The organism is Tepidimonas fonticaldi, from assembly GCF_001675355.1.
Taxonomy (GTDB): Bacteria; Pseudomonadota; Gammaproteobacteria; order Burkholderiales; family Burkholderiaceae_C; genus Tepidimonas; species Tepidimonas fonticaldi.
The window spans coordinates 360,435-375,884 of sequence record NZ_LZDH01000065.1 but is presented as its reverse complement, the minus strand read 5'-3'; the positions used below and the strand labels follow the sequence as shown (position 1 = coordinate 375,884).

General features: G+C 72.2%; 15 protein-coding genes. 4 read left to right on the top strand and 11 right to left on the bottom strand.

Going from position 1 to position 15,450, the window contains the following annotated elements; genetic code table 11:
• Positions 1-2 precede the first annotated feature (2 nt).
• The 8 genes from A9O67_RS12030 to A9O67_RS11995 all read right to left on the bottom strand — a co-directional run bounded on the left by A9O67_RS12030 (position 3) and on the right by A9O67_RS11995 (position 7,140).
• Positions 3-743, bottom strand: a complete 741-nt coding sequence (locus A9O67_RS12030; RefSeq protein ID WP_143969527.1) for a DUF4124 domain-containing protein — start codon at positions 741-743, stop codon at positions 3-5.
• A gap of 84 nt (positions 744-827) precedes the next feature.
• Complete coding sequence (pyrE, locus tag A9O67_RS12025) at positions 828-1,526, bottom strand: orotate phosphoribosyltransferase (RefSeq protein WP_068610574.1); 699 nt, start codon at positions 1,524-1,526, stop codon at positions 828-830.
• Between the two features lie 34 nt (positions 1,527-1,560).
• On the bottom strand, positions 1,561-1,944 hold the full coding sequence (crcB, locus tag A9O67_RS12020; RefSeq protein WP_068610572.1) for a fluoride efflux transporter CrcB: 384 nt from the start codon (positions 1,942-1,944) through the stop codon (positions 1,561-1,563).
• 7 nt (positions 1,945-1,951) lie between these two features.
• Positions 1,952-2,860 (bottom strand): 5'-nucleotidase, encoded by a 909-nt coding sequence (locus tag A9O67_RS12015; protein ID WP_068610570.1) that lies wholly within the window; start codon positions 2,858-2,860, stop codon positions 1,952-1,954.
• Between the two features lie 36 nt (positions 2,861-2,896).
• Entirely contained in the window at positions 2,897-4,333 is a 1,437-nt protein-coding gene (locus A9O67_RS12010) for a sigma-54-dependent transcriptional regulator (RefSeq protein ID WP_068610568.1), read from the bottom strand.
• The gene (locus A9O67_RS12005; RefSeq protein WP_156682313.1) at positions 4,330-6,102 is read right to left on the bottom strand and encodes a two-component system sensor histidine kinase NtrB; all 1,773 of its coding nucleotides are present in this window, start codon (positions 6,100-6,102) and stop codon (positions 4,330-4,332) included. The genes A9O67_RS12010 and A9O67_RS12005 overlap by 4 nt, the downstream gene beginning before the upstream one ends.
• Positions 6,074-6,325 (bottom strand): PP0621 family protein, encoded by a 252-nt coding sequence (locus A9O67_RS12000; protein WP_068610565.1) that lies wholly within the window; start codon positions 6,323-6,325, stop codon positions 6,074-6,076. Before A9O67_RS12000 ends, A9O67_RS12005 begins: the two co-directional genes overlap by 29 nt.
• A gap of 17 nt (positions 6,326-6,342) precedes the next feature.
• Positions 6,343-7,140, bottom strand: coding sequence for a cytochrome C assembly family protein (locus tag A9O67_RS11995; protein WP_068610563.1), 798 nt, complete (start codon positions 7,138-7,140; stop codon positions 6,343-6,345).
• 25 nt (positions 7,141-7,165) lie between these two features.
• Here A9O67_RS11995 and ffh point away from each other — a divergent pair, with 25 nt between their 5' ends.
• Entirely contained in the window at positions 7,166-8,533 is a 1,368-nt protein-coding gene (gene ffh / locus A9O67_RS11990; protein ID WP_068610561.1) for a signal recognition particle protein, read from the top strand.
• Positions 8,534-8,618: 85 nt separating this feature from the next.
• On the top strand, positions 8,619-9,245 hold the full coding sequence (locus A9O67_RS11985) for a hypothetical protein (protein ID WP_068610559.1): 627 nt from the start codon (positions 8,619-8,621) through the stop codon (positions 9,243-9,245).
• Between the two features lie 12 nt (positions 9,246-9,257).
• Here the strand turns inward: A9O67_RS11985 and A9O67_RS11980 are convergent, their stop codons facing one another.
• On the bottom strand, positions 9,258-9,791 hold the full coding sequence (locus A9O67_RS11980; RefSeq protein ID WP_068610557.1) for a dihydrofolate reductase: 534 nt from the start codon (positions 9,789-9,791) through the stop codon (positions 9,258-9,260).
• Between the two features lie 26 nt (positions 9,792-9,817).
• Positions 9,818-10,624, bottom strand: a complete 807-nt coding sequence (locus A9O67_RS11975) for an aldolase/citrate lyase family protein (protein WP_068610715.1) — start codon at positions 10,622-10,624, stop codon at positions 9,818-9,820.
• A 96-nt stretch (positions 10,625-10,720) separates the two neighbouring features.
• Between A9O67_RS11975 and A9O67_RS11970 the strand changes: the two genes are divergently transcribed.
• Both A9O67_RS11970 and alaS read left to right on the top strand, forming a co-directional pair.
• Positions 10,721-11,779 (top strand): NAD(P)H-dependent flavin oxidoreductase, encoded by a 1,059-nt coding sequence (locus A9O67_RS11970; RefSeq protein WP_068610555.1) that lies wholly within the window; start codon positions 10,721-10,723, stop codon positions 11,777-11,779.
• Between the two features lie 33 nt (positions 11,780-11,812).
• Positions 11,813-14,452, top strand: coding sequence for an alanine--tRNA ligase (gene alaS, locus A9O67_RS11965; RefSeq protein WP_068610553.1), 2,640 nt, complete (start codon positions 11,813-11,815; stop codon positions 14,450-14,452).
• 15 nt (positions 14,453-14,467) lie between these two features.
• Here alaS and A9O67_RS11960 read toward each other — a convergent pair whose 3' ends face one another.
• A complete protein-coding gene (locus A9O67_RS11960) occupies positions 14,468-15,427 on the bottom strand; it encodes a LysR family transcriptional regulator (protein WP_068610551.1) in 960 nt (319 codons plus the stop codon).
• Between the last annotated feature and the right edge of the window lie 23 nt (positions 15,428-15,450).

Genomic DNA, 15,450 nt, shown 5'->3' with positions numbered 1-15,450 from the left:
GATCAGCGGATAGGGGTTGGGGCGGGCCCCTGCGCCGGCCCGCTCGCGGCGGGCGCAGAGGGGCCTGCATCGGGGGCGGCCCACAGCCGGCGCAGGGTGCGCAGCTCGGCGTCGTAGCGTTCTTCGATGCGGGTCTTCTCGCGCTCCTGATCGGCCAGAAACTGCGCCTGCAGTTGCCGCTGCTCGGCGTTTTGCGCCATGCGCTGCTTGAGCGCCGGCGGTGCGCTCGCCGGGTCGCGGCGGTAGAACTCCAGTTCCTCGTCCAGCCGCTGTTTTTCGCGCTCGAGCTGCGCGGTGTGCTGCCGGGCGCTGTCGATGACGGCCTGCACCTGCTGCAAGGCGGCGGCGCGGGCACGTTGGTGCGTGGCTTCGTCCGGGTAGCGCGCCAGCAGCAGTTGTTCGCGCCGGCGTTCTTCCGCCGCGCGTGCGGCGGCCTCGGCCTCGCTGCGCTGACGCGCGGCCTCGCGCTCGCGCTCCTCGGGCGTGGGCGGGGGCGGGATGACCCGCCGCACCGTGCCGGTCGGGGTCAGCTCCCGTTGCACGCGGTCGCGGCACTCGGCAATCGGCCGGTCCGACGACAGCAGCCGGCCCTGTGCGTCGATGCAGGTGTAAATGGCCCCGGAGGCGGGCCGGGGCGCGGTGCTTTGCGCCCCTGCTTCGCACGGCACCCCCAACGCCACGGCCCCGGCGATCAACCAACCGTGGGGGGCGCGGACGCGGACCGGGCAGGGCGGACGGGGCATGGGCATGATCGGCGGGCGGGGTGCTACCCCGTTATCTTTGTGCAAACGGGTGAAAGGGGCCGATCCCGCCGACGGCGCGCCGGATCACGCCACGCCGTATCGCGCGCGGTAGGCCTGTACCCGTTCGCGGTGGGCCCGCACGGCAGAGTCGTCCTGCTGCAGCAGATATTGGAGCAAATCGTCCAACTTGGCAATGGCGCACACCGCCAGGCCCAGCTCGCGCTGGACATACTGCACGGCGCTGTAGGGCACGTCGCGCACGGTGCCATCGGGGCCGACCTCGGTGGCCATCTCCTGCCGGTCCAGCGCGATCGCCATGGCGTGCGGTGTGGCGCCCGCGCCACGGATGAGTGCGATCGACTCGCGCGCCGCGGTGCCCGCGCTCATCACATCGTCGATGATGAGCACCCGCCCGCGCAGCGGGGCGCCGACCAGCGTGCCGCCCTCGCCGTGGTCTTTGGCCTCTTTGCGGTTGAAGGCAAAGGGCTTGTTGTGGCCGCGCCGCGCCAGTTCCACCGCCACCGCCGCGGCCAGCGGAATGCCTTTGTAGGCGGGGCCGAAGATCATGTCGAACGCCACGCCGCTGGCCAGAATGCGCTCGGCGTAATACTCCGCCAGCCGCCCGAGCTTGGCACCGTCGTCGAACAAGCCGGCGTTGAAGAAGTAGGGGCTCAGGCGCCCGGCCTTGGTCTTGAACTCACCAAAGCGCAGCACGCCGGCTTCCAGCGCAAACTGCACGAAGCGCTGGGCCAGCGGGTCGGGGGAGGGGGAGGAGGTCGTCATCGCGAAAAACGGGCGAAGGTCGGGGCGGGTCTGGTCACACGGCGCGCCACCAGGCGTAGGTGGCCATGCCCAGCGCCGTCAGCACCAGCGATCCCCCCACGTGCAGGCAGATGCCGGCCAGCCCCCACAGCAGCTTGCCGTCCTGCAGCAGCGAGGTCATTTCGATGGAAAAGCTGGAAAACGTCGTCAACCCGCCGAGCAGGCCCGTGACGGCGAACAGCCGCCACGCCGGCGCGATGTCCGGGTGGTGCAGAAAAAACGCCGCCACCACCCCGATGGCATAGCCGCCGATCCAGTTGGCGGTCAACGTGCCCAGCGGCAGGTGCGGCAGCACGGCATTCAGCGCGAGCCCCAGCCTCCAGCGCACAAGGGCCCCCACGCTGGCACCGGCGGCAATGGCCAGAACCGAGGTGATCATGCGGGCATTATCCCACCGCGATGCCGCCCGCCACGCCCGCGGCCACATGACCGGCCGGCACATGCTCGGCGGCGCTGTGCACATGGCGCGTCTGGTCGTCGAAGAGGAAGTCCGGCTCGAACTCGCGCAGGAATTCGCCCTTGGGCAAGCCGCCCAGAAACAGTGCCTCGTCCACCTCGATGTGCCAATCCATCAGCGTGCGGATGGCGCGCTCGTGCGCCGGGGCACTGCGCGCCGTGACCAGCGCCGTGCGGATGCGCATGGTGTCGGTGCCCTCCTGCTGCAGCCGGTGCAGCGCTTGCAGCAGCGGCTTGAACGGCCCGCCCGGCAGCGGCTGCGTGGCCTTGGCGCTTTCGTGCGCCTGAAAAGCGTCCAAGCCCTGGGCCTGAAACACCCGCTCCGCCTCGTCGGAAAACAGCACCGCGTCGCCGTCGAAGGCGATGCGCACCTCGTGCGGGTGCGCCTCCGACGCGCGCTGTGCGTGCGGATACACCTGCGCGGCGGGCACGCCCGCGTCCAGCGCCGCGCGCACATCGTCCAGGTTGGCCGACAGGAACAGGTTGGCCCGCAGCGGGCGCAGGTAGCGCCACGGCGGCGCGCCGCGCGTGAATACACCGCGTTGGATGGGCAGCCCGTAGTGCGTGGCGGAGCGAAACACCCGCATGCCCGACACCGGATCGTTGCGCGACAGGATGACCACCTCCACCCGCTGCGCCCGCGCGTCGTTGAAGCCCAGCAGCTTGCGCACCAGCGAAAACGCCACGCCCGGCGCGGCCGGCTGGTCCAGCCGCTGCAGTTGCAGTTGCATGTAGGCGCGGTCGTCGCCCTCCTCAAAGACGCGGTTTTCGGCCTCGAAGTCGAACAGCGCGCGGGAGGAAATGGCGACGACGAGGCGGCCTTCGAGGGGAGAGGTCATGGGCGTCCTGGCGCGGGTTCGTCAAAGATGGCCGGATCACCCCAACCCCATGCGCTGCATCCAGTAGCGCAGCTTGGCCAGCGTCCAGCCCAGCTCGCGCGCGGTGCGCGATTGGTTCCAGCGGTTGCGGTGCAGCAGGGCCTCCAGTTGCGCGCGCGGCAGGGGCGCTTCGCCGTCGGGGGCGGGGTCGGTGCCGGGTGGTGGTGGGGGGTGAGGGCCGGGGTCAGCCCCAAAGGGGTCCGCGGCGGCCTCCAGGTCGAACGCCGGCGCGTCCAGCGTGGGGCCGGGGTGCAGCGCCAGCGCTCGCTCCAGCAGGTTTTCCAGCTCGCGCACATTGCCGCGGAAGGGGTGCGCCTGCAGGCGCTGCAGCGCCGCGGGGGTGAGGCTGGGGGTTTGGGGCAGACCGTCGCGCTGGGCCAACTGGGTCAGCAGGGCGGCGGCCAGCTCCGGCAGGTCCTCGCGATGCTCGCGCAACGCCGGGGCGTGGATGGGGATGACGTTCAGGCGGTAGTACAGGTCGTGCCGAAACTGTCCCGTCTGCACCAGCCGGGCCAGATCCTTGTGGGTGGCGCTGACGATGCGGACGTCCACCGCCTCTTCCGCGGTGGCGCCGACCGGGCGCACGGCGCGCTCCTGCAGGGCGCGCAGCAGCTTGACCTGCATGGGCAGCGGCAGGTCGGACACCTCGTCCAGAAACAGGGTGCCGCCCGCGGCGGCCTGGAACAGGCCGGGCTTGTCGGCGCTTGCGCCGGTGAAGGCACCGCGGCGGTGGCCGAACAGTTCGCTCTCCAGCAGGTCGGCCGGGATCGCACCGCAGTTGACGGCGACGAACGGGCCGCCGGCGCGGTGGCTGCAGGCGTGCAGGGCGCGGGCGATCAGCTCCTTGCCGGTGCCGGATTCGCCCGTCACCAGCACCGGCGCCATGGTGCGCGCGACGCGCTGGATGGTCTGCCGCACCGCCTGCATGGCGGGGGAAGTGCCGATCAGGCGCTGCAGCGCGGCCGGACCGTCACCGGGGGGTAGGACGGCCTCGCCCCCCGCCGCCCCCGCGGGGCGCTCTGCCGGGTTGGCCGTGCCCAGGGTGCCCCCGCCCGGTTGAGCGGCGGCCAGGGCGGTGGCGATGGCCTGCCGCAGCCGGGCGGGCGCGACCGGTTTGGTCAGGTAGTCGAAGGCGCCGGCCTTGAGCGCTTCCACCGCATTGTCGGCCGAGCCGTAGGCCGTGATGACGATGGCGCGCTCCCCGCGGCCGTCACGCGCCAGGTCGCGCAGCAGGTCCAGCCCCGTACCGTCGGGCAGCCGCATGTCGGTCACGACGGCGCTGTAGCGCCGCTGGGCCAGGTGGGCGCGCGCCTGCGCCAGATCGCCCGCGGCGTCGACGGCCAGGCCCACCTTGACCAGCGCCAACTCGTACAACTGGCGCAGGTCGGGTTCGTCCTCGACGATGAGCAGGGTGGGGGCCTCGCGGGGGGTCATGCGGTGGCGTCGGCGGCGGGCAGGCGGATCACGAAGGCATTGCCGGGGCGGCCCTCGCGCGGGCTGCGTTCGTGGCTCAGGTCGGCATGGTAGCGCTGGCAGAGCTCCCGCGACAGGTACAGACCCAACCCGCTGGAGCGGCTGTAGGAGGAGGCAAACGGCTCGAACAGGTGCTCGCGCACCGGGGCGGGGATGTCGTCGCCGTCGCTCCAGACGGTCAGGCGGGCCTGTCCCCCATCGACCGCGGTTTCCACCCGGATGGCGCCTGCGGCAGCGCTGGCGTGGCGGTCTGCGTTGTCCAGCAGGTTGACCAACACGCGCCGCAGGTGTTCCGGGTCGAAGGCGATGGTGGCCTCACCCGCCCGGGCGTCGCGCTGCAGCCGCGCCCCCTGGGGCCGCTGGCGCAGCCAGTCCGCCAAGGCGTCGTCCACCGCCTGATCCAGTGGCAGCGCGGGCAGGGGCGGCTGGTGGTCGGGCCAGGGGATGCGCGCGGTCTCCAGCACATCGTCCACGGTGCGGTTGAGGCGCCGCACGTTCTGCTCGATCAAGCCGATGAGGTGCCGTTGGGCCGGCGTGGCCTCGTCCTCATGCAGCAGGGCGCTGGCCTGGGCGATGGCGGCCAGCGGGTTGCGGATTTCGTGCGCGACGGCGGCGGAGATGCGGCCCATGGCGGCGAGCTTTTCGGTGCGCACGCGCTGCTCGATGGCGTGCAGGTCTTCCAGGAACAGCACGGCCGCCTCCGGCCGCTGGGGCGCGCCCAGTGGGTGCAAGCGCACCCGCACGCGCCTCTGCGCGCCGCTGGGCAGGGGCAGGGTGAGTTCACTCGACGGGACGGGCCGACCGCTGGGGGCAGGGCCCGACAGCCGGCGCAGCCTTGCGCGGGCCCAGGCGGCCAGCGGCGGCCATGCCGGGGTTTGGCGCAGCCAGCGCCCGGCGCCCGTGGCGTCGTCGGCTTCGCGTGTGGGGTCGGATGCCGGGAGGTCCACTCCCACCATGCGCGCGGCCGCGGGGTTGGCGTACCAAATGGCGCCGCCCGCCGCCATGACGACGATGCCTTCGCCCAGACCGGTGGCGATCAGGCGATTGATTTGGCGGTGCAGATCGGCCAGTTGCTGGCTGCGCCGTGCGGCGTCGTGCTCGCCGACCAGGCGCGCGGTCAGGTGGCTGGCCAGCCACGCCACGATGAACAGGCCGCTGCCGGTCACGCCCGCCTGCATCCATTCGGCGGTGGCCAGCGCGCCGCGGCCGTCGTGCCAGGCCGCCGCCAGCAGCGTCAGCGTGCCGGCGGCGGCGCACCCCAGCGCGAGCAGCCGCGGGCCGATGACGGCGGCCAACAGCACCGGCCACACGAACAAGGGCGTGAAATTGAGGTTGCCCGGCGCGAAGACCTGCAGAACCGCGAATACGCCCAGATCGGCCCAGACGGTCAGCAGCCAGCGCGGCGCACCGACCCCGCCGCGCGCCGACACGGGCGGCAGGGCGACGGCGGCCGCACTGATCAGCACCAGCGCGCCGCACACGGCGACGATCCAGCCCGGGCCGTTGCCGTACCACCAGGCGGCGGCTTGCAGCAGGAGCAACGCTGCGGCCACGAGCAGCCGCGCGCCCATCAGCAGCCGCCACAGCCGGGGGGAGACGGGGCCGTCCTCCCCCGTCGCAGAAGGGGGCCACGGGTGTATCGCGGCGTCCGGGCCCGCCGGCGCGTACCACGACGGGGCGAAGGGGGGGCTGTCGGTGTCCTCAGCCTTCGGCGAGGCGGCGGTGTTCATCGCTGCAATAGGGGCCGAGCCCGCCGCGCACGGCGTCGGCGGCCGGCAGGTGCACGCCGCAGTGGCGGCAACGGACCATGGTGTCGGGCTGTGCCGCGCCGGGGCGGGCGCTGGTCTGTCGGTTCCGTTCAGCGGCGCGTTCGTGTGCCGCCAGTTGGCGTTGGTGTCGCCACCACACGTACCCCAGCACGACGACGGCGATGACGAGCAGCCACTTGAACATGGGATCGGGCGCCGGGGTCAGCCGCCGCGGCGCAGGATGACCTCGAGCACGAAGTGCGAGCCGACGTAGCCGAGCAGCAGCAGCCCCCCCGCCGCGTACAGCATGCGCACCGCCAGCCGGCCGCGCCAGCCCCAGCGCCAGCGGCCCCACAGCAGCACCGCCAGCACCGCCCACGACAGCGCGGTAAAGACGGTTTTGTGGGTGATCCAGCCGGCGGTCGGCTGCAGCAGCTCGGTGAAGTACCACCCCGCCAGCAGCGTCAGTGTCAACAGCACGAAGGCGCCGGTCACGAAGCGAAAGGTGAGCCGCTCCAGCGCCAGCAGGGGCAGCGCCGTGGGTTGCCCCCGGCCGCGGCGGATGGCCTGCTCGGTGCGCTGCATCATCCAGGCGTGGGCCACGGCCGCGCCCAGCAGCCCGTAGGATGCAAAGCCCAGCGCCCAGTGCAGCGGCAGCCAGGGCGACGCCAGCGCCGGGTAGGCCGTGCCGGGAAAGATCAGCGCCAGCAGCACCGCGGGCACCCCCAGCCCCGCTAGCGTCCAGCGGGTGCCCAGTTGGGGATACAGCCGCGTCTCGACCGCATAGACCGCCAGCACCAGCCACGCCGTGACCGACAGGGTGAGCGCAAACCCAAAGCGCACCGGCGTGGCTGAGAACGCCGCCGCCAGCGCCAGCCCGTGCAGCAGCACGGTGCCGAGCGTCAGCCACGCGACGGCGGAGCGGCCCAGCCGGGCCGCTGCGGCGGCCAGCGCGGCGTAGCCCGCCGCAGCGCCCAGCGCGGGCGCCACCGTCCACCAGGGGCTGACCGGTACAATCATCCGCTTAGTGTAACGAAGCCCCGCCATGGCATCCGCCCTTACCGAAAAACTGTCGCGCCTGGTCAAGCAGATCCGCGGGCAGGCCCGCATCACCGAGGCCAACGTGCAGGACATGCTGCGCGAGGTGCGCATGGCGCTGCTGGAGGCCGACGTCGCCCTGCCGGTGGTGCGCGACTTCATCGCCCGCGTCAAGGACAAGGCGCTGGGACAGGAGGTGGTCGGCTCGCTGACGCCCGGGCAGGCGCTGGTCGGCATCATCCACCGGGAACTGGCCGCCACGATGGGCGAGGGCGTGGCCGACGTCAACCTGGCCACGCAGCCGCCGGCGGTGATCCTGATGGCCGGCCTGCAGGGCGCCGGCAAGACCACCACCACCGCCAAGCTGGCCAAGTGGCTGATCGAGCGGCGCAAGAAGAAGGTGCTCACCGTCAGCGGCGACGTCTACCGCCCGGCGGCGATCGAGCAGCTGCGCACGGTGACCAAGCAGGCCGGGGCGGAGTGGTTCCCCAGCTCGCCGGACCAGAAGCCGCTGGACATCGCGCGCGCGGCGCTGGACCACGCGCGCAAGCACTACTTCGACGTGCTGATCGTCGACACCGCCGGGCGCCTGGCGATCGACGAGGCGATGATGCAGGAGATCCGCGCGCTGCACGCCGAGCTCAAGCCCGTCGAGACGCTGTTCGTCGTCGACGCGATGCAGGGGCAGGACGCGGTCAACACCGCGCGCGCGTTCAAGGAGGCGCTGCCGCTGACCGGCATCGTGCTGACCAAGCTCGACGGCGACTCGCGTGGCGGGGCGGCGCTGTCGGTGCGCGCCGTCACCGGCGCGCCGATCAAGTTTGCGGGCGTCAGCGAAAAGATCGACGGGCTGGAGCTGTTCGACGCCGAGCGCCACGCCGGGCGCATCCTCGGCATGGGCGACATCGTCGCGCTGGTGGAGCAGGTCACCGCCGGGGTCGATCTGCAGCAGGCGCAGAAGCTCGCCGCCAAGGTCAAGAGCGGCGGCTTCGACCTGGAGGACTTCCTCGAGCAGATTCGGCAGATGAAGAAGATGGGGGGGCTGTCCAGCCTGTTGGACAAGCTGCCGGCGCAACTGGCGGCCAAGGCCGGCGACGCCGACCTCGACCGCGCCGAGAAGGACATCCGCCGCAAAGAGGGCATCATCTGTTCGATGACGCCCGAGGAGCGGCGCCGCCCCGAGCTCATCAAGGCCAGCCGCAAGCGCCGCATCGCCGCCGGCGCCGGCGTGCAGGTGCAGGAGGTCAATCGCCTGCTGAAGGAGTTCGAGCAGATGCAGGCGATGATGAAGAAGATGAAGGGCGGCGGCCTGATGAAGATGATGAAGCGCCTGGGCGGCATGAAGGGCCTGCCCGGCGGACTGCCAGGCCTGTGACTGCGGGGCGGGTTCGCGGGCGCGGGCAGGGCCATTGATCCATCGCAAGCCCCGCCGGCGTTCGGCGGCGTAGGATGCGACCGCTGTGGTCACGATCGAACTCCTGCTGACGGGGGTGGCGCTGGTGGCCGCCTTGGCCGTGCGGCCCTGGCGGCTGTTGCGCGGCCCCTTGCTCACGCCCACCCTGGCGTCGGCGGCGCTGCTGCCGTGGTGCTGGCTGTTGCCGCAGCATTTGCCGCAGGGCATGGCGGTACAGTTTTCCGGGGCCAGTCTGCTGGTGCTGATGCTCGGCTGGCCGCTGGCCGTGCCGGTGCTGGGCGGTGTGGCGGTCGCCGTGTGGTTGCTGGGCCACGCCGGCTGGGAGGCGGTGCTGTCGCAGTGGGTGTGGGTCGGGCTGGTGCCGGCCACGCTGGCCCTGCTGATCGGCTGGGCGCTGCGGCGCTGGCTGCCGCCCAATGTGTTCCTCTATACGCTGGGGCGCGGCTTTCTGGGCACCGCGGTGGCGTTGTTTGCCTCCGGCGCGCTGTACGAGGGCATCCACCACCTGATGGAAGGCGTCACCGTGCACGAGGCGTTGGTGGCGCGCTGGCTGATGGCCTGGGGCGATGCCTTCCTGACCGGGCTGTTTGCCGCGGTGTTCGTGGCGTTTGCCCCGCAGTGGCTGGCCACCTGGTCCGACGAGCGCTACCTGCGCCCGCCGCCCAAGGCGTGATGCGGATGCGCTTCAATCCCGCTCGTAGGTCACGAAAGCAAATGGCAGCCCGTCGGCGCTGACGTGCGCCTCTCGCGCCGTCTCGCGCCAGCCGGGGCCGAGCGTCGGGGCGAAGGCGTCACCGTCAAAGGCGCGCTCGATTTCCGTGACGACGGCGCGGCGCGCCAGCGGCTCGGCCTGCGCATAGACCTGCGCGCCGCCGATCACCCACACCTCCGCAGGCGGCTGCCCGTGCGGCCCGCGCAGCGTGCGGCAGTGCGCCAGCGCCGCCTCGAGGCTCTCCACCGGCACCGCGCCGGCGGCGGCCAGTTCCGCCGCGCGCGCCGCGTCGCGCGTCAGCACCAGGTTGACGCGCCCCGGCAGCGGGCGAAAGCGCGGCGGCAGCGATGCCCACGTCGTGCGCCCCATGATGACCGGGCAGCCCTGCGTCAGCCGGCGGAAGTGCGCCAGATCCTCCGGCAGGTGCCAGGGCATTGCGGGGTGGCCGTCGCGGGTGCAGCCGATGACACCGTTGGCGGCCCGGGCGAGGATCAGGTTCAGTCGCATGGCGGCGCGCGCGTTCAGGGGCGCGTTCAGGTTCGAAATGGCGCCAGCGCCGCGGCGGCGGCCGCCTTGAGCAGCAGGGCGTCCACGCCCACGGCAACGAAGCAGGCGCCGGCTTGCAGCCAGCGCCGTGCCGCCTCGGGCGGCGGGGCGATGATGCCAGCGGCCTTGCCCGCGGCACGGATGCGGGCGATGCCCTGGGCGATGGCCGCCTGCACCTCGGGATGGTCCGGGTGGCCGGGGTGGCCCATGCTCGCACTCAGATCCGCCGGGCCGATGAACACGCCATCCACGCCGGGGGTGGCGGCGATCGCGTCCAAGTGGTGCAGGGCCTGCACCGTCTCGGCCTGCACCAGCACGCAAATCTGCTCGTTGGCCTCGTGCACATAGGCGGGGTAGTCCTGCCAGCGCGAAGCCCGCGCCAGCGCGCTGCCCATGCCGCGCACGCCCTGCGGCGGGTAGAGGGCCGCCCGCACGACCTGGGCGGCTTGCTCCGGGGTGTCCACCATGGGCACCAGCAGTGTCTGCACGCCGATGTCCAAATACTGTTTGATCAGCGTGGTGCCGACGTCCCCCGTGCCGATCGGTACGCGCACCACGGGGTGGGGCACGGCACGTCCCGGGGGCAGGGCCGCGCTGCCGCTGGCGATGGCCTGAAGCTGCGCCAGCGTGCGGCGCACATCGTTGGGGGCATGTTCGCCGTCGATCAGCAGCCAGTCGTACCCGACGCTCGCCAGCAGTTCGGCGCTGTAGGGGTCGGCCAGACCCAGCCACAGCCCGATCTGCGGCTGTCCGGCGGCCAGGGCCTGCTTGAAGGCGTTGCGCGGTGTGTGCATCCGGGCAGCATACCGCAGCCAGGGCGGGCCGGCGGTGGGTGGCCGTGTGCCCTCGGTGACCTCGGTGTGCCCCAGCGTGTGCCCCACAATCGGGCCATGGACGATTTGCTCGACCGGCTGGGCCTGCGCCTGCCCATCATCCAGGCGCCGATGGCGGGTTCGCAGGGGAGCGACCTGGCGCTGGCGGTCACGGCGGCGGGGGGCTTGGGCTCGTTGCCGACGGCGACGCTGTCACCCGACGCGCTGCGCGCGGAACTGCGGCGGCTGCGCGACGGGGCGCGCGGGCCGTGGGCGGTGAACTTCTTTTGCCACGCGCCGCCGGGGCACGATGCGGCGCGCGAGGCCGCGTGGATGGCGCGGCTGGCACCGCACTACCGTGCCGCGGGGCTGGCCCCACCGGCCGGGCCGGCCGTGGCCGCGCGAGCGCCGTTCGATGCCGCGGTGGCGGAGCTGGTGGCGCCTTACCGGCCGCCGGTGGTGAGCTTTCACTTCGGCCTGCCGGCGCCGGATCTGTTGGCCCGGGTCAAGTCCTGGGGCGCGGTGGTGCTGTCGTCGGCCACTACGGTGGACGAGGCCCGCTGGCTGGAGGCGCACGGTGCCGACGCCATCATCGCCCAGGGGCTGGAGGCGGGCGGCCACCGCGGCATGTTCCTGACCGACGACCCGTCCACGCAGTTGGGGACCCTGGCGCTGCTGCCGCAGGTGGTGCGGGCCGTGCAGGTGCCGGTGATCGCCGCGGGTGGCATAGCGGACGCCGCCGGGGTGGCGGCGGCGCGGGCGCTGGGCGCAGCCGCGGTGCAGGTCGGCACCGCCTACCTGCTGTGCCCGGAGGCCTCGCCCCATCCGCTGCACCGCGCCGCGCTGCAGGGGCCGGGCGCGGCGCATACGGCGCTGACCAATGTCTTTACCGGCCGGCCGGCGCGCGGCATCGTCAACCGCGCGATGCGCGCGCTGGCCGACGGCGCGGTGGGGTGGTGTGCCGATGCGCCGGCCTTTCCGCTCGCCGCCCATGGGCTGGCACCGCTGCGCGCACAGGCCGAGGCGGCCGGGCGCGACGACTGGACGCCGCTGTGGGCGGGGCAGGCGGCGCCGCTGTGCCGCCCGCAGCCTGCGGCGGATCTGACCCGGGCCCTCGCGGCGGGCTGGGCCCCGTAAAATGAAGGGTTACCCCAACGCTTCCCGACCGACATGAGCCAAGCCGCCGACCGACCGTTCTTTTCCGTCGCCGACATCCGGCGCACGTTTCTGGACTTCTTTGCCCAGCGCGGGCACACGGTGGTGCCCTCCAGCCCGCTGGTCCCGGGCAACGACCCGACGTTGATGTTCACCAACTCGGGCATGGTGCAGTTCAAGGACGTGTTCCTGGGCACCGACAAGCGCCCGTATGTGCGCGCGGCCTCGGTGCAGGCGTGTCTGCGCGCCGGCGGCAAGCACAACGACCTGGAAAACGTCGGCTACACCGCGCGCCACCACACCTTCTTCGAGATGCTGGGCAACTGGTCGTTTGGCGACTACTTCAAGCGCGAGAGCCTCAAGTGGTCGTGGGAGCTGCTGACCGGCGTGTTCCGTCTGCCGCCCGATCGTCTGTGGGCGACGGTCTACCACGAGGACGACGAGTCCTACGACATCTGGACCCAGGAGATCGGCCTGCCGCCCGAGCGCGTCGTGCGCATCGGCGACAACAAGGGCGGCAAGTACCAGAGCGACAACTTCTGGATGATGGCCGACACCGGCCCGTGCGGCCCGTGCTCGGAGATCTTCTACGACCATGGCCCCGAGGTGCCCGGCGGCCCGCCCGGCAGCCCCGACGCCGACGGCGACCGCTACATCGAGATTTGGAACAACGTGTTCATGCAGTTCGACATGCAGCCGGACGGCTCGGTGCGGCCGCTGCCGGCGCCCTGCGTGGACACGGGCATGGGGCTGGAGCGGCTGGCCGCCATCCTGCAAGGCGTGCACAGCAATTACGAGATCGACCTGTTCCGTGCGCTGATCGCCGCGGCCGCGCGCGCCACCGGCACCCGTGACCTCGACAGCCCCAGCCTGCGCGTGATCGCCGACCACATCCGCGCCACGGCTTTTCTGGTGGCCGATGGCGTCATCCCCAGCAACGAGGGGCGCGGCTATGTGCAGCGGCGCATCATCCGCCGCGCCATCCGCCACGGCTACAAGCTGGGCTGCACGGCGCCCTTCTTCCACAAGCTGGTGCCGGACCTGGTGGCGCAGATGGGCGAGGCCTACCCCAACCTGGCCGCCAACGCGCAGCGGGTGGTGGAGGTGCTCAAGGCGGAGGAGGAGCGCTTCTTCGAGACCCTGGCCCACGGCATGGAGATCTTGGACGGCGCGCTGGCCGGTGGCCAAGGGACGCTGCCGGGCGAGGTAGCGTTCAAGCTGCACGACACCTACGGCTTTCCGCTGGATCTGACCAACGATGTGTGCCGCGAGCGCGGGGTGAGCGTGGACGTGGCGGGCTTCGAGGCGGCGATGGAGCGTCAGAAGGCGCAGGCGCGTGCCGCGGGCAAGTTCAAGATGGACCGCGTGCTGGATTACGCGGGGCCGTCGAATGCCTTCGTCGGCTACGAGTCGCTGCACGCCCCGGCGAAGGTCGTGGCGCTGTACGTCGAGGGCACGCCGGTGGCGGAGCTCAAGCACGGCCAAAGCGGCGTCGTGGTGCTGGACACCACGCCCTTCTACGCCGAAAGCGGCGGTCAGGTTGGGGACGCGGGCGTCATCACCAGCGGCTCGGCGCGCTTTGCGGTCGCCGACACCCAGAAGATCAAGGCCGATGTGTACGGCCACCACGGCACGCTGGAGCAGGGCACGCTGGCGGTGGGCGACCATGTGCAGGCGCAGGTGGATCTGGCGCGGCGCGCAGCGACGATGCGCAACCACTCGGCCACCCACCTGCTGCACAAGGCGCTGCGCGAGGTGCTGGGCGAGCATGTGCAGCAAAAGGGCTCGCTGGTGAATGCCGAGCGCACGCGCTTCGATTTTGCGCACAACGCGCCCCTCACCGCCGAGCAGATCCGCGCGATCGAGGCGCGCGTCAACGCCGAGATTCTGGCCAACACCGACACGCAGGCGCGCGTGATGGACCTGGAGTCCGCCAAATCCGCCGGCGCGATGATGCTGTTTGGCGAGAAGTACGGCGAGACCGTGCGCGTGCTCGACATCGGCAGTAGCCGCGAGCTGTGCGGCGGCACGCATGTGCGGCGCACGGGCGACATCGGTCTGTTCAAGATCGTCGCCGAAGGCGGGGTGGCGGCCGGGGTGCGGCGCGTGGAGGCCGTCACGGGCGAGAACGCGCTGGCCTATCTGCAGGGCCTGGAGGCGCAGGTGCACGAGGCCGCCGCCACGCTCAAGGCGCCGGTGCCCGATCTGGTCGGCCGCATCGGCCAGTCGCTGGAGCAGATCCGCGCGCTGGAGAAGGAAGTCGCCGCGCTCAAGGGCCGGCTGGCGTCGGCCCAGGGCGACGAGCTGGCCGCGCAGGCGGTGGAGGTCAAGGGCATCCGCGTGCTGGCCGCGCGCCTGGAAGGCGCCGATGCCAAGACCCTGCGCGAGACCGTGGACAAGCTCAAGGACAAGCTGGGCCACGCCGTGGTGGTGCTGGCCAGCGTGGAGGCCGGCAAGGTGCAACTGGCCGCGGGGGTGACTCCCGACGCGGTGGCCCGGGGGCTGAAGGCGGGCGAGCTGGTCAATGCGGTGGCGCAGCAGGTGGGCGGCAAGGGCGGTGGCAAGCCCGACATGGCCATGGCCGGTGGCACCGACGCCAGCCGGCTGGGCGAGGCGCTTGCGGGCGTCGCGGCCTGGGTGGCCGAGCGCGCCTGACGGCGGCAGCGGGGTCTAGCCCGCCCGATCGTCGCCTGCTCGGCCTTTGCCTGCTGAGGCAGCGTCCGCGTCGGGCGGGTGGTCCTGCACATGCTCGACGAAGCGCCGCGCCGCCAGCGACAGGCGCCGGTCGCTGCGCCAGACCAGCAGCCAGCGCCGCTCGATCGGAAAGCCCGCCACGGGCAGCACGGCCACGCCGTCCTGGGCCGGGTCTTCGGCCAGGGCATGCCGCGACAGCACGGCCAGCCCCAGGCCCGCGGCCACGGCGTGCTTGATGGCCTCGTTGCTGCCCAGCGTCGCGCGCAGCGCCGGGGTCAGGCCGTGCGTGCGCAGGTAGGCCTCGGTCGCCAGACGGGTGCCGGAGCCGGCTTCGCGCATCAGCATGGGCTGGCCGTCCAGCGACTTGCGGGGCACGCGCCGCGCGCCGGCCCACGGATGCCCGGCCGGCCCGATCAGCACCAGCGGATTGCGCATCAGGGGCACCCTCTGCAGGGGCAGGTTGTCCGGCGGCATCATCATCACGGCCAGCTCGGTCTCGTCCTGGCGCAGGCGGCGCACCACCGCGTCGCGGTTGTCCACGGCCAGCTCGATTTCGATGCCCGGGTGGCTGTCGGTGTAGCGGCGCAGCCAGCGGGCGATGAAGTACTCCGTCGTCGTCACGCCGGCGATGCGCAGCAGACCGCGCTCCAGGCCGTGCAGGGCCTGCAGGTCCTCCTCGAAGCGCTGCCAGCGCGCAAACATGTCCAGCGCCGTCTCCTGCAGCAGGCGCGCGGCCTCGGTGGGGCGGATGCCGCGCCCGGCCGGCTCCACCAGCGCAGTGTCCAGCGCCGATTGCAGCTCGTGGATTTGGGCGGATACGGTGGGCTGCGTCAGGTGCAGCTCGCCCGCCGCGCGGGTGATGGAGCCCAGTCGAACCACGGCCTCCAGGGTGCGCAATTGGTGGAAGGTGACGCGCGGGGGGCGGATTTTGTTCATCGAAAAACGTCTATGTAAAAAAT